The sequence below is a fragment of the Lentzea kristufekii genome, assembly GCF_033949925.1.
Lineage (GTDB): Bacteria > Actinomycetota > Actinomycetes > Mycobacteriales > Pseudonocardiaceae > Lentzea > Lentzea kristufekii.
In genome coordinates this window covers 226,794-240,214 of the sequence record NZ_JAXAVV010000014.1, presented here as the reverse complement: position 1 = coordinate 240,214, position 13,421 = coordinate 226,794, and the positions used below count along the sequence as shown (strand labels likewise).

15 protein-coding genes and 2 riboswitches are annotated in these 13,421 nt (G+C 69.5%); of the genes, 7 read left to right on the top strand and 8 right to left on the bottom strand.

The genetic code is table 11. The features are described 5' to 3' along the window. Positions 1-282 precede the first annotated feature (282 nt). The 3 genes from SK571_RS27985 (at position 283) to gcvP (ending at position 5,149) form a co-directional block, all read left to right on the top strand. Positions 283-849: a MerR family transcriptional regulator gene (locus SK571_RS27985; protein WP_090072357.1), complete on the top strand. Its 567-nt coding sequence runs from the start codon at positions 283-285 to the stop codon at positions 847-849. A gap of 87 nt (positions 850-936) precedes the next feature. Next, positions 937-1,908, top strand: coding sequence for a Clp protease N-terminal domain-containing protein (locus SK571_RS27980; RefSeq protein WP_319987069.1), 972 nt, complete (start codon positions 937-939; stop codon positions 1,906-1,908). 56 nt (positions 1,909-1,964) lie between these two features. Beyond that, positions 1,965-2,060, top strand: a riboswitch (glycine riboswitch). A 3-nt stretch (positions 2,061-2,063) separates the two neighbouring features. Continuing rightward, positions 2,064-2,170: riboswitch (glycine riboswitch) on the top strand. A gap of 48 nt (positions 2,171-2,218) precedes the next feature. Next, entirely contained in the window at positions 2,219-5,149 is a 2,931-nt protein-coding gene (gcvP, locus tag SK571_RS27975) for an aminomethyl-transferring glycine dehydrogenase (RefSeq protein WP_319987068.1), read from the top strand. Positions 5,150-5,190: 41 nt separating this feature from the next. Here gcvP and SK571_RS27970 read toward each other — a convergent pair whose 3' ends face one another. The 4 genes from SK571_RS27970 to SK571_RS27955 are packed head-to-tail and all read right to left on the bottom strand — an operon-like array spanning position 5,191 to position 7,042. Further along, on the bottom strand, positions 5,191-5,373 hold the full coding sequence (locus tag SK571_RS27970) for a hypothetical protein (RefSeq protein WP_319987067.1): 183 nt from the start codon (positions 5,371-5,373) through the stop codon (positions 5,191-5,193). Positions 5,374-5,385: 12 nt separating this feature from the next. After that, positions 5,386-5,991: a class I SAM-dependent DNA methyltransferase gene (locus tag SK571_RS27965; RefSeq protein ID WP_319987066.1), complete on the bottom strand. Its 606-nt coding sequence runs from the start codon at positions 5,989-5,991 to the stop codon at positions 5,386-5,388. 11 nt (positions 5,992-6,002) lie between these two features. Next, positions 6,003-6,662 (bottom strand): maleylpyruvate isomerase family mycothiol-dependent enzyme, encoded by a 660-nt coding sequence (locus SK571_RS27960; protein ID WP_319987065.1) that lies wholly within the window; start codon positions 6,660-6,662, stop codon positions 6,003-6,005. Positions 6,663-6,664: 2 nt separating this feature from the next. Beyond that, entirely contained in the window at positions 6,665-7,042 is a 378-nt protein-coding gene (locus SK571_RS27955; RefSeq protein ID WP_319987064.1) for a DUF3224 domain-containing protein, read from the bottom strand. A gap of 49 nt (positions 7,043-7,091) precedes the next feature. Here SK571_RS27955 and SK571_RS27950 point away from each other — a divergent pair, with 49 nt between their 5' ends. After that, positions 7,092-8,063 (top strand): helix-turn-helix transcriptional regulator, encoded by a 972-nt coding sequence (locus tag SK571_RS27950; RefSeq protein WP_319987063.1) that lies wholly within the window; start codon positions 7,092-7,094, stop codon positions 8,061-8,063. After that, complete coding sequence (locus tag SK571_RS27945) at positions 8,051-8,866, top strand: aldo/keto reductase (protein ID WP_319987062.1); 816 nt, start codon at positions 8,051-8,053, stop codon at positions 8,864-8,866. Before SK571_RS27950 ends, SK571_RS27945 begins: the two co-directional genes overlap by 13 nt. Positions 8,867-8,884: 18 nt before the next feature. On the opposite strand, the gene SK571_RS27940 is transcribed toward SK571_RS27945, so the two are convergent. Both SK571_RS27940 and SK571_RS27935 read right to left on the bottom strand, forming a co-directional pair. Further along, positions 8,885-10,591, bottom strand: a complete 1,707-nt coding sequence (locus tag SK571_RS27940) for a substrate-binding domain-containing protein (RefSeq protein WP_319987061.1) — start codon at positions 10,589-10,591, stop codon at positions 8,885-8,887. A 63-nt stretch (positions 10,592-10,654) separates the two neighbouring features. Further along, positions 10,655-11,470, bottom strand: coding sequence for a 3-methyladenine DNA glycosylase (locus SK571_RS27935; RefSeq protein WP_406602042.1), 816 nt, complete (start codon positions 11,468-11,470; stop codon positions 10,655-10,657). 76 nt (positions 11,471-11,546) lie between these two features. Here SK571_RS27935 and SK571_RS27930 point away from each other — a divergent pair, with 76 nt between their 5' ends. Next, positions 11,547-12,005 (top strand): DUF1801 domain-containing protein, encoded by a 459-nt coding sequence (locus SK571_RS27930; protein ID WP_319987059.1) that lies wholly within the window; start codon positions 11,547-11,549, stop codon positions 12,003-12,005. Here SK571_RS27930 and SK571_RS27925 read toward each other — a convergent pair. Both SK571_RS27925 and SK571_RS27920 read right to left on the bottom strand, forming a co-directional pair. After that, on the bottom strand, positions 11,980-12,225 hold the full coding sequence (locus tag SK571_RS27925; RefSeq protein ID WP_084401880.1) for a hypothetical protein: 246 nt from the start codon (positions 12,223-12,225) through the stop codon (positions 11,980-11,982). The genes SK571_RS27930 and SK571_RS27925 overlap by 26 nt on opposite strands. A 10-nt stretch (positions 12,226-12,235) precedes the next feature. Then, entirely contained in the window at positions 12,236-12,664 is a 429-nt protein-coding gene (locus SK571_RS27920; protein WP_319987058.1) for a winged helix-turn-helix transcriptional regulator, read from the bottom strand. Positions 12,665-12,746: 82 nt separating this feature from the next. Here SK571_RS27920 and SK571_RS27915 point away from each other — a divergent pair, with 82 nt between their 5' ends. After that, positions 12,747-13,403, top strand: a complete 657-nt coding sequence (locus SK571_RS27915; protein WP_319987057.1) for an SDR family oxidoreductase — start codon at positions 12,747-12,749, stop codon at positions 13,401-13,403. The last annotated feature ends 18 nt before the right edge of the window (positions 13,404-13,421 follow it).

The window sequence follows — 13,421 nt, the reverse complement described above, 5'->3', positions numbered from 1 at the left end:
TCCCGTGCAGACGTGAGGGCAGTTCGTTTGGACGTCCCTCGATTGGACTACTTACGGTCGCATTGATCGCTAAACGATCACTAAACGTCACCTGAACGTGCTCGTTCGGGTGAGGGTATGACTCTCTACCTCAGGTTGAGGGTCGCATCTCCCCGCGCGTCGCGTTGACCTGCCATCGGACCGGTCTTACCGTCGAACTCGAGTGGACGTCGCTGCTTCGCGGAAGTGGACGCGGCGGCTTGACGGTCATGAGTTTCGTGGCCGTTCCGAGGGGAGGCAGGCGTGGTCGAGGAAGCGCCCTTGAGGGCCGAATCCGGGCTGCAGGGTGAACTGTTCCCGGACTCCTCGCTGCCGGACGAGCTCGTCGGTTACCGAGGACCCGCGGCATGTCAGATCGCGGGCATCACGTACCGGCAGCTCGACTACTGGGCAAGGACCGGTCTGGTCGCGCCGACGATAAGGATGGCGCACGGCTCCGGCAGCCAGCGGTTGTACTCCTTCAAGGACATCCTGGTGCTCAAGGTCGTGAAGCGGCTGCTGGACACCGGTGTCTCCTTGCAGAACATCAGGGTCGCGGTCGACCACCTGCGCCGCCGCGGCGTGCAGGACCTGGCGAAGATCACGCTCTTCTCCGACGGCACCACCGTCTACGAGTGCACCTCGCCCGAAGAGGTCGTCGACCTGCTGCAGGGCGGCCAGGGCGTGTTCGGCATCGCGGTCAGCGGTGCGATGCGGGAGATCTCCGGCACGATCCACGAGTTCCCGGCCGAACGTGCGGACGGCGTCGAGATCGCCCCGATGACCGAGGACGAGCTGACCCGCCGGCGTCGCGAGCGCGCCACCGGCTGACCGGCCTGATGATCGTGGCCGACTGGCGCTGGTGAGTGGCCGGTCGGCGGAAGCGCCCGGATCTTGTTGTTCCCTAGCGTTTCCGGCATGACGATCACCCCCTCCTATCAGGTCGTGAAGGTGCTGGAAGCGGCGGCGCAGCGCGCGGTCCGGCTGGAGTTCGGCTTCCTCGGCACCGAGAACCTGCTGATCTCGCTGATCGACACCGTCGGACCCGGCCGCAAGCTCGGCGTGAAGTCGCTGCGGGCCCAGGCGATGGCGCGGGGGCACGAGCACTGGGCGGACGTCGACGGTGGCGTCGTTCCCGAGGCTCATCCGGACGTCACGGCGTTGATGAACGTCGCCTGCGACCGCCTCCTCCTCGAGACCGTGCCGCCCGTCAGCCGCGCTCTGGAGGAGTGTCTGCTCGCGGCGGTCGCACGGGCCGGCGACGGCGTGCTGACCACGACCCACCTCTCGCTCGCGTTGCTGGAACAGGGTTCCGGACGTGCCGCCGACCTGTTCGTGCTGCGCGGAGTCGACGTCGAGGCGGTGGCCGCCGCGGTGCGGGCCGATGCCACGCGGCCCTACGCGGAGATCGAGGAAGCGCCCGCCGTGCGGTTGCTGCGCAAGGCGGGAGCACTTGAGGGGGACTCCGGCGGCGGGTACGTGCGCTGGCTGCTGCGCTGGGTCGCGCGCGGCCAGGGGCTGGGCGGGCCGGTGCTGACCGTCGTGCGCAACGAGGCCGGACGGCTGGCCGTGGCCGCGAGGCGAGAGGTGTCGTCCCGCGATCTGGTGGAGGCGGTGGTGTCGGTCGACCGCCAGTTGGAGGTGGCGGGCAGGAGGCTGAAGCCGGAGTTCGAGTCGGGCGGGGCGGCGGCGTTGCGCGAGGCGGGAATCGACCTGGCAGCGTTGCCCGTCAGCGGCGGCAAGGTGGAGCGTGCGGTGGAACGGGCGAAGCTCGTCGCGGCCCGTCGCGGCGACGCCGTCGTGGGCACCACGCATCTGCTCGTGGCGTTGCGCGACGACCCCGCGGACCCGGTCGCCGGGGCGCTCGCCGGTCTTCGGACTGAGATGTAGGTCGCGTCCCTAGGGACTACCTGAGCTGCCTGCGGGTATTCTTCTCGGGTAGTCGCTGAACTCTGGCGGGAGAGACCGGGCCCCGAGCCCGGCGCCGAAGGAGCAAGTCCCTCCCCGGGAACCTCTCAGGCATCCAGGACCGCCGAGCGAGACGCCTCTGGAAAGTGGATCACCAGGTGTTTTCTGGCGATCCCGCCGACGGTGAAAGCCCATCCTGACCGGTGGGTGAACCTCTCAGGCGCCCCTCGGGGTACGGACAGAGCGGGGAGGGCACCAGGACACGTGTGCCCGCAGCCCCCGGAGGCGTTTGATGACGCAGGACTCTGTTAATACCGACCCCCAGCAGGGGGCCCACCCCCTCCGGATTCCGCTCGCCGCTCTCGAGCACGGCACCCCGTTCGCCGACCGGCACGTGGGTCCGCGCCCCGCCGAACTCGCGCGCATCCTCGACGTCATCGGCGTCGGTTCGCTCGAGGAGCTGGCGCAGCACGCGGTGCCTTCGTCCATTCACGAGCGCGACCTCGTGCTGGACCTGCCCGCCCCGGCCACCGAGACCGAGGCGCTGGCCGAGCTCCGTGAGCTCGCCTCGCAGAACCGCCCGATGACGCAGATGATCGGCCTCGGCTACTACGACACCGTGACGCCGGGCGTGATCCTGCGCAACGTGCTCGAGTCGCCCGCCTGGTACACCGCGTACACGCCGTACCAGCCGGAGATCTCGCAGGGGCGCCTCGAAGCGCTGCTGAACTTCCAGACCATGGTCGGCGACCTGACGGGCCTGCCGGTCGCGAACGCGTCCATGCTGGACGAGTCGACCGCCGCCGCCGAGGCGATGACGCTGGTGCGCCGCGCCGGCAAGTCCAAGTCGAACAAGTTCGTCATCGACGCCGACACGCTGCCGCAGACGCTGGCCGTCATCGAGACGCGCGCCGAGCCGCTGGGCATCGAGATCGTCGTCGCGGACCTGTCGCAGGGCATCGAGGGACTGGGCCTGGGTGGCGACTTCTTCGGCGTGCTGCTGTCGTACCCCGGCGCGTCCGGTGTGGTGCGCGACCAGGCCGCGTTGATCGAGGAGATCCACGCCGCCGGCGCCCAGGCCGTCGTCGTCGCCGACCTGCTGGCGCTGACGCTGCTGCGCGCGCCGGGTGAGATCGGCGCGGACGTCGTCATCGGCACCACGCAGCGCTTCGGCGTGCCGATCGGCTTCGGTGGCCCGCACGCCGGCTACATGGCCGTCCGGTCCGGTCTGGAGCGTCAGCTGCCCGGCCGTCTCGTCGGTGTCTCCGTCGACGCCGACGGCTCGCTGGCCTACCGCCTGGCCCTGCAGACGCGCGAGCAGCACATCCGCCGCGAGAAGGCCACGTCGAACATCTGCACCGCGCAGGTGCTGCTGGCCGTGATCGCGTCCATGTACGCCGTCTACCACGGTCCCGAGGGCCTGCGTTCGATCGCGACCCGCGTGCACCGCCTGGCCACCGTGCTCGCCACGGGCCTGTGCGAGGCCGGGCTCGACGTCGTGCACGGCGAGTTCTTCGACACCGTCCAGGTGCGCGTCGAGGGCCAGGCCGCCGCTGTCGTCGAGAAGGCGCGCGAGGCCGGCATCAACCTCCGCAAGGTCGACGACGACGTCGTGGCAATCGCTTGCGACGAGAAGACGACGCGTGCGCACATCGTCGCGGTGTGGGAGGCCTTCGGTGTCACGGGGTCCGATGTGGACGCCATCGACGCCGACACCGCCGACGGCATCCCGGCCGACCTGCGCCGCACCTCGGACTACCTGACCCACCCGGTCTTCCACGCGCACCGCTCCGAGACCGCGCTGCTGCGCTACCTGCGCGCGTTGTCCGACAAGGACGTCGCCCTGGACCGCAGCATGATCCCGCTCGGCTCCTGCACGATGAAGCTGAACGCCACCGCGGAGATGGAGTCCATCACGTGGCCGGAGTTCTCGACGCTGCACCCGTTCGCGCCGGTCGAGGACGCCAAGGGCCTGCTGAAGATCGTCTCGGACCTGGAGGCCTGGCTCGCCGAGGTCACCGGCTACGACGCGGTGTCGCTGCAGCCCAACGCCGGTTCGCAGGGTGAGTTCGCGGGCCTGCTCGCGATCCGCGCCTACCACCGCGCGAACGGCAACGCCGACCGCGACGTCTGCCTGATCCCGTCGTCCGCCCACGGCACCAACGCCGCGTCCGCCGTCATGGCCGGTATGCGCGTCGTCGTCGTGAAGTGCGACGACAAGGGCAACATCGACATGGGCCATCTGCGCACCACGGTCGCCGAGCACGCCGACGACCTCGCCGCGATCATGATCACCTACCCGTCGACGCACGGCGTGTACGAGGACACCGTCCGCGAGGTCTGCGGCCTGGTCCACGACGCGGGCGGTCAGGTGTACGTCGACGGCGCGAACCTCAACGCGTTGATCGGCCTGGCCCGCTACGGCAAGTTCGGCTCGGACGTCTCGCACCTGAACCTGCACAAGACGTTCTGCATCCCGCACGGCGGCGGTGGCCCCGGCGTCGGCCCGATCGGTGTGAAGTCCCACCTCGCCCCGTTCCTGCCGAACCACCCGCTGCAGCCGACCGCGGGACCGGCCACCGGTGTCGGCCCGATCTCGGGCGCCCCGTGGGGTTCCGCGTCGATCCTGCCGATCTCGTGGGCGTACGTGCGCATGATGGGCGGCGACGGCCTGCGCCGCGCGACCCTGACCGCCGTGGCGGCCGCGAACTACGTGGCCCGCCGCCTCGACGAGCACTACCCGGTCCTCTACACCGGCGAGGGCGGCTTCGTGGCCCACGAGTGCATCCTCGACCTGCGCCCGATCACCAAGGCCACCGGCGTGACGGTGGACGACGTGGCCAAGCGCCTCGCCGACTACGGCCTGCACGCCCCGACGATGTCGTTCCCGGTCGCCGGCACCCTGATGGTCGAGCCGACCGAGTCCGAGGACCTGGCCGAGATCGACAGGTTCATCGACGCCATGATCGCCATCAAGCGCGAGATCGACCGCGTCGGCGCCGGCGAGTGGCCCGTCGAGGACAACCCGCTGCGCAACGCCCCGCACACCGCGGCCTGCGTGACCGTCGGCGAGTGGAACCACCCGTACACCCGCGAGGAGGCCGTGTACCCGGCCGGTACCGGTGCTCCGAAGATCTGGCCGCCGGTCCGCCGCATCGATGGTGCGAAGGGCGACCGCAACCTGGTCTGCTCCTGCCCGCCGCTCGAGGCGTACAGCAACTAGGGCTCAGGAGGAACGGGCGCACTCGGGGGTGCGCCCGTTTTTCATGCTCCGACAGGGCAGGCGTCGTCGCCGCAGTTCTCGTCGGCGCCGATGCCCGGCTGGTTCAGGTCGTGCTCGAACGCGAAGTGGAAGCAGTCGGGGTGCATCCGCTCGAACAGCTCGAAGTCTTCCTTCTCCAGCTCCACCGTCTCGCCGCACCGCTGACACGTCTGTTCATCTGACACGGTCAGATCGTCTCACCCGCGCCGCGCGAACAGGACCGCCCCGTCCTCGCCGAGCAGCCACTGCGCCTCGACGGTGAACCCGGCCGCCCGCAGCCACTCCGCGACCCGCTCGGGCCGTCGCAGGTGGACGTGCACGCGCATCGGATGCCCGCCGTAGCCCTGCGTCTTCAGCCGCGTCTCGTCGCCGACGTGGAAACCCAGCTGCAGCAACCCGTCCGGCCGCAGCGCTTCCCGGAAGTGGCCGAACACCGCGGGCACTTCGTCATCGGGTACGTGGATCAGCGACCACCAGGCGATGATCCCGCCGACCGCCTCGGGGAGCGGTTCGGTCATCGACCCCACCTCGAACCGCAGCCCGGGGTGGTTCCGCCGGGCCAGCGCGATCATCGCGGGGGAGAGGTCGATCCCGAACACGTCCACGCCCAGTCCGTCGAGGAGCGCGGTGATGGTGCCCGGCCCGCAGCCGACGTCCGCGACGGGCCCGCGCACCTCCTCGGCGAACAACCGCAGCGCCGCCCGCAGGTGCGGGAGGCCGCCCAGGAGGTCGCGCGTCTGGTCGGCGTAGCTGACCGCGACCGTGTCGTAGGAGTCGCGCGTGTCCGTCAGCCAGTCGCTCACGCCGAGAGAACCTACTCCTCGAACGGCTCCGGCCGGTGCCGTCCGGACAACGCCAGCGCGGCGATCCAGACGTCCGGATCGCCGTCCCAGTCCAGTGCCTTGATCTGGTCGGCCGACCGCCGCCCGCCGATGGCCCGCATCAGCTCGAACGACGTCGTCCGCAGCGTCCCGGCGGGCTCGCCGTGCCCGAGCACCCGGTCGCCGTGCTCCAGCGTGATCCGCAACGCCGGCACGTCGTTGTCCCGCATCCGCTGGTCGAGCTGCTGCAACGGCTTCACCAGCGCCGCCCGCACCTCGACGCCGTCCCGCTCGCCCGGAACCTTCAGCGCCGCACGGAGGTCGTGCTCGTGCGCGATCACCTCGGCCACGAGGACCGGTCCCATCGGCGTGTCGAACAGCGGCCGGGCCAGTTCCAGGTTCGCGTCCCACTCGGCGAAGGCGTCGGCCAGCGAGTTGTCGCGGCGGTCGCGCACCTGCCGTTCGCCCCACTCGCCCGACTCGACACCGTCGAACCGGCGGTCCGCGAAGTCGCGCAGACCGCCGGCGAGGTGCGCCACCACGTCCTTGACCGACCAGCCGGGCGTCGCCGGCACGGGCGTCTGGGGATCGGCGCCGGACACCAGCGCGGTGATCCGTGCCTTGGCCGCGTCGTAGAGAGGGGCGTTGGTCATCGTCAGACCTCGTACTCCAGGGTGTAGGTGCCGCTGCCATCCTCCGCCCAGTCCACCGTCACCGCACCTCGCGCGTTCAGGTACTTCCCGGTGCCGTCGACGATCTCGATGGCTGCCTCCACAGAGGACCGGTAGGCGCCGACGTGCCGCAGCACCAGCGTTCCCTCGTCCGTCGTGATCTCCTCGATCGCGGTCGTCCACGCCACGTCGTCGCCGTAGTACATGAGGTACCGGCAGCTCCCGACGCCGCTGACGTCACCCGCGTAGGTGAACTGGACGTGCGCCTCGGTGAGCTTGCGTCCCTCGACCTCCTGGTAGGCCCGGCCGTCCCAGGTCTTCTCGTCCCAGCTCTTCACATCGATGGTTCCCGTTGCCTTCATGCGGACCACTCTGCTGGCAATTCCTGACAGATCGTGTCAGGTTCATCCCGTGAAATCCGGCAGACTCCTCCAGGTCCTCCTGCTCCTGCAGTCCAGGGGCCGGATGACGGCCGACGAACTGGCGTCCGAGCTGGAGGTCTCGCCGCGCACGATCTACCGCGACGTCGAGGCCCTCTCCGCTTCCGGCATCCCGATCTACGCCGACCGCGGCCCGGCGGGTGGCTACCAGCTGGTCGACGGCTACCGCACCCGGCTGACCGGCCTGACGACCGACGAGGCGCAGTCGCTGTTCCTCGCGGGCCTTCCCGGACCCGCAGAGGCGCTGGGCCTGGGGGAGTTCGCGGCCGCGGCCCAGCTCAAGCTCCTCGCCGCCCTGCCGACGGAGCTGCGGTCCCGTGCCGAGCAGATCCGCCAGCGCTTCCACCTCGACACCCCGACGTGGTTCCGCGGCGACGAACCCACCGAGCACCTCGCCACCATCGCCGACGCCGTCTGGGAGCAGCGCAGGATCCGCATGACCTACCTGCGCTGGGGCAACCAGACCGTCGAGCGCGAGGTGGACCCGTACGGGCTCGTGCTGAAGGCCGGCACCTGGTACTTCGTCGGCAGCGGCCGCACCTACCGCGTCTCGCGCGTGCTCACGCTCCAGGCCACACCGGAGTCGTTCGAGCGGCCCGGCGACTTCGACCTCGCGCGGTTCTGGGCCGAGTGGTCGGAGCAGTTCGAGGCCCGCATGTACGGCGAACGCGTCACGGTCCGCATGACGCGCTCCGGACTGGACAAGACCCAGTACCTGCTCAGCGGCCATCAGGCCCGCGTCATTCGAGACGCGGCACCCGAACCGGGAGAGGAGTTCGGCTTCCCGACCGAGTCGCACCGGCACGCTGTCGCTGACCTGCTCAAATTCGGTGCGGACGTGGAAGTCCTGGCACCGGACGAGCTACGACACGAGCTCGTCAGGACGATCGAGGCGATGCAGGACGTCTACAACGATGCGAAGCTACGCGCATGGTTCCGCTGATTGCGTTGAACAACGGAGTACGGATCCCTCAACTCGGCTTCGGCGTCTACCAGGTGCCGGAGGACCAGGTGGCCGGTGCCGTCACGACGGCGATCGAGGCCGGCTACCGCAGCATCGACACCGCCGCGGCCTACGGCAACGAGTCCGGCGTCGGCGACGCGATCGCCGGCGTGCCCGGCCTGTTCATCACGACCAAGCTGTGGAACACCGACCAGGGCCACGACGCCACGCTGCGCGCGTTCGACGAGAGCATGCGCCGCCTGCGCCTCGACGTGCTCGACCTCTACCTCATCCACTGGCCGACACCCCGGCGCGACCTCTACGCCGACACGTGGCGCGCCATGGAGAAGCTCTACGCCGACGGACGCGTGCGCGCGATCGGCGTCTCGAACTTCCACACGCCGCACCTGCAGCGCCTGTTCGACGAGTTCCCGACCACCCCGGCGGTGAACCAGATCGAGCTGCATCCGTTCCTGCAGCAGGAAGAGATGCGCAAGGTGCATGTGACGCACCGCATCGTCACCGAGGCGTGGTCACCGCTGGCGCAGGGCGGCGCGTTGCTGCGAGAGCCCGACATCGCGGGTCTCGCCGAGAAGTACGGCAAGACCCCGGCCCAGATCGTGCTGCGCTGGCACGTCCAGATCGGCAACGTCGTGATCCCGAAGTCCGTCACGCCGTACCGGATCAAGGAGAACATCGACATCTTCGACTTCGAGCTGGCCCAGGACGACATGCTCGTGATCACCGAGCTCGACAACGGGACCCGCACCGGTCCGGACCCCGACCGCTTCAACGCCGCCTGAGCGACCGGTCGCGCTCGGTCAGGCCTTCGTCGACAGCACCTGACCGAGCGCCGCCTCCACGCCGTCCACGTTCTCCACCACCGACACCGACCCGCCGGTCGTCTGCGCGATGTCCGTCAGCGCCGACTTGTCCACCTCGCCGCCGATGGCGATGAAGCTGACCGGCAGGTCCGTCCCGTGCAGCTGCGCCTTGAGCGCCGCCAGGTCGATCCCGCCGTCCGAGGTGCCGTCGGTGATCACCACGACCCGGTTGACCCGCCCGGCCACGAACCCGTCGTGCGCCGTCTCGTAGCAGGCCGCCAGCGCGGTGTAGAGCTGCGAGCCGTCCGCGGTCTTGAGCGCGTCGATCGACCTGCGCAACGCGTCGCGCTTCTCGCTGACGGGACCGGTGGCGACGAGTTGCTTGTGCGGCTTCGACCCGTCGAGGTCGCGGGCGAACTCCCACAGCCCGAACGACCCCGACACCGACCTGTCGACCTGGCCGCGCAGGGCCGCCTTCACCTTGTCCAGCCTGGGTTTCATCGACGTCGACACGTCCGCCAGCACGGTGACGACCTGCCCGCCGCGGTCCGCCGACGCCCAGGCGGAGGAGATCTGCTGCGTGGTCGTCGCGTCGGCGGCGACCAGGTTCTCCGTGACGGAAGACCAGGACACGCCCGGCGAAGGCGATGGACGGTCCTGAGTGGACTCCACCCGCAGCCCGCCGCGCGCCAGGATCGCCTGCTGCGGGGTTTCGGTCATGAAGTCGCGGAACGCCTGCGCCGCACGCACTTCCGCCTCGCCGACCTCGCTGCCGCCCAGCGCGACGTACGGGAAGTCCGCCACCGGAGCCGGTCCGGCGGGCAGCACGCCCACCAGCGGCTTCGACGGGGCCTCCTTGCCCGTGTTGTGCTTGAACAGGTCCACTTCGGACACCGGCGTGGCCGAGAAGCCCGCCGCGTTGACCGTCGCGCTGTCACCCAGGCGCCGCAACGCGTCCCGCGTCGTCGGCGGAACCTCCGGCGGCACCGTGGCGGCGAGCTTGGACAGCGCGGCCTTCGCGGCATCCGATCCGAGCGACTCCGCGGTGACCGGGCCCTTGCCGCCGGCCAGCGCCGCCTGGATCGCGAGCGCGGACGACGTGTTCGCGGACGGGTCGGGCATCGCGACGCTGAACCGGCCCCAGGGCTGGCCGAACTTGTCCCAGTTCGTCACCTCGGGCATGTCCGACCAGCGGAAGTCCTTCAGCACCGGCGCGGCGGCCTCGGGAGCCGCGAGCAGCACCGGCGACGTGCCGACGGACTTCGGCGCCGAGCCGACGAGCTTCGCGTTCAGCGCGGACAGCCGGTTCGCCCAGAGCGTCGAGTCGGGCAGCCACGCGTGCGGCCGCTTGCCGAGCTTCTGCTCGTCCCAGGTCGTCGTCAGGCCTTCCAGCACCGCGGAGGAGTCCGCGGAAGTCACTTCGATCGCGATGCAGTGGTCGTACACAACGGGCCGTGTCGCGCTGTACGCGCGTGCGACGTCCCTCACGGCTTCCGCGACGCTGGGCGTCACGGAGACGCGCAGCACTGAGTCACCCTCGCTGCAGTTCTGGGCCAAGGCCTGTGAGCGCTTGTCGAGCACTCCACCGGCCCACGACAAGGCGAGCCAGCTGAGGCCAAGCAGCACCACGAGCACGACGATGAGCACGGGCCACTTGGCGATTCCGCGCTTCACCTTCGCCCGCAGAGCGCGGTGTCGAGACATCGATCCCTCACAACTACTCAGCGGCCCCCGACGACCGCCAATCACGCTAACAGGTGAACTTCGTCAGCGAAGTGAAGTCACTCCACGTATCGACTGGCAAACGAAGATGAGCCGTTCTCGCAACGGTCGTGCCCGCTCAGCGAACTCGGCCTGCCGCCGCACGTACTCCGCGCGCCCCTCCGGCGTCTCGATCCGCACCGGGGAGTACCCGAGCCCGGCCAGGTCGTACGGGGAGGCCTGCATGTCGAGTTCGCGCACGTCAGCGGCCAGTTCGAAGCAGTCGCCGACGAGGTCGGACGGCGTCGCCGGCTCCATTTTGTAAGCCCACTTGAACAGGTCCATGTTCGCGTGCAGGCACCCGGGCTGTTCGTTCAGCAACTGTTCGTCGCGAGTGGGCTGCAGAGCGTTATGCGGCCGAGCGGGTCGCGTGAAGAACCGGAACGCGTCGAAGTGCCCGCACTGGATCCGGCTCGCCTCGACCACCTGGTCGGTGCCGTCGCTGCCCAGCCGGAGCGGCCACGCGTTGTGCCGGACCTCCTCGGGCTGCTGCCGGTAGACCATCGCCCACTCGTGCAGCCCGAAGCAGCCGAGTCGCGCGGGCCGGCTCAGCGTCGCCGCGAGCAGCCCCTGCACGAATTCCAGCGTCTTCGCCCGCTGCTCCACGAAGCTCTCGACGTCGAGCGTGATGCCCTCAGGCGTGGCTTTGTAGTGCGGAAACTCCAGGTACTCGGCCGCGTCCTCGAGAACGACGCCCGGCCCCGGATGCCAGCGTTCGAGCCGCACGGGCCGATGGCTGTAGTAGGTGAAGAGGAAGTCCATGACCGGGTGCTTCTCTTTGCGAAGCTTCCGCTCCTGATGCGGCCCGGTGAACCGGCGCATGCGCGCGACGTGCGAGTCGCGCAGTTCGTGCCATTCGGCTCGGGACAGGACCTCCACGGGCGATTACCGTACGCGCATGGTGAAGAGCCAGGCCTCCACGGTCGCCCAGTACCTCGCCGAACTGCCTGATGAGCAGCGTGCCGAGGTCGAGGCTGTGCGCGACGTCATCCTCGCCAACCTCCCCGACGGCTACGTGGAGGCCATGGACTGGGGCCTGATCACGTACGCGGTGCCGCTGGAGGTGAGTGGCCCGACCTACAGCAAGAAGCCGCTTCTCTACGTCGCCCTCGGCGCCCAGAAGCGCTACTGCTCCGTCTACCTGACCACGGTGATGGAGGAGTTCGAGGAGTCGTTCCGCGCGAGGTGGGCTGCTTCTGGCAAGAAGCTCGACATGGGCAAGGCCTGCGTGCGCTTCACACGGGCCTCGGACCTGGCCCTGGACATCATCGGCGCCGAGGTGGCGCGCCTGCCGGTGACCGAGTTCGTCGACTGGCACGCCGAGAACAGGGCTAAAGCGGCGGCACGAGCCCGGTGAACGTCCGCGCGCCGTTGCAGTGCGGGCACTCCCGCCCGTTGTCGACGGTCCGCGGCGCACCGCCGATGATCGCGAGCGTCGGCGCGGCGATGTAACTCGCACCCCCGCACAGGTGGCACACCGTGCGCGGCTCGGGCGTGACGGCGAAGAGGTCGTCCGGGTCTTCCTCGTCCTCGAAGTCGTCGTCCTCGGCGAACTCGTCCTCGTCGTCCTCACTCATGCCGCCCAACTTAGTGGGTCAGCTCCGCCGCACGAGTGAGTGACTCGGATGTGGCTTCCTCGCCGCACGCGGCGCACACCACCCGTGGCTCCAGCACGGCGCCGCACGAGTGCTCCCACACGAGGGGGAGGGGCCCCTCCGTCACGTACGTGTCGCCCCACTCCTTGAGCATGAGCATCACGTTGTGCAGCGCACGGCCCGAGTCCGTGAGCACGTATTCGTACCGCGGCGGGTGCTCGGAGTACTGGTGCTTCTCCAGCACGCCAGCGGCGACCAGCTTCTTCAGCCGCACGGTCAGCACGTCGCGCGATGCGCCGGTGTTCGCGGCGATCTGGTCGAAGCGTGTGACGCCGAGGAAGACCTCGCGCAACGCCAGCAGCGACCAGCGTTCGCCCACGACCCCCAGTGCGTTCGCGATGGAGCAGCTTCGAGGTGCCATGTGACCATCCTATCAGTAGGTTGGAAAATCCAACTTACCTCGCTAATGTGAGTTGGGAAAGCCAACTTAGTAGGTAGGGGTCATGGACTTCAACGGTGCGGCAGTGCTGGTGACCGGAGCCAACCGCGGGCTCGGCCGGGCGTTCGCGCAGGAGTTCGCGAAGCGCGGCGCGAAGGTCTACGCCGGCGCGCGCAATCCGGCGTCCGTCGTGGACGAGAACGTCGTCCCGGTCCAGCTGGACGTGACCGACGACGCGTCCGTCGCCGCCGCGGCGAAGGAGCTCGGCGACGTCTCGATCGTCATCAACAACGCCGGCGTGCTCGTCGCGGGCGAGGACGTGGACAGCATCAAGGCGGAGTTCGAGGTCAACTTCTACGGCCTCGTCCGCACGACGGACGCGTTCGCGCCCATCCTGAAGGCGAACGGCGGCGGCACCCTCGTCAACGTCCTGAGCATCCTCTCGTGGGTGGGCCGCCCGGCCTGGCGCGGCTACGCGGCGTCGAAGGCGGCGGGCTGGTCGCTCACGAAGTCGACGCGGGAAGACCTGCGGGAGCAGGGAACCAACGTCATCGGGGTGCACGTGGGCTTCATCGACACCGACATGACGGACGGCATCGACGCGCCCAAGATCGCGCCGGAGGACGTCGTCTCCCAGGTGCTGCGGGCCATCGAGAACGGTGACGAGGAAGTGCTCGCCGACGACCGCACTCGCGCGGTGAAGGCCTCACTGGCCTCGTGAGGCGGACCGCTCCGTGCA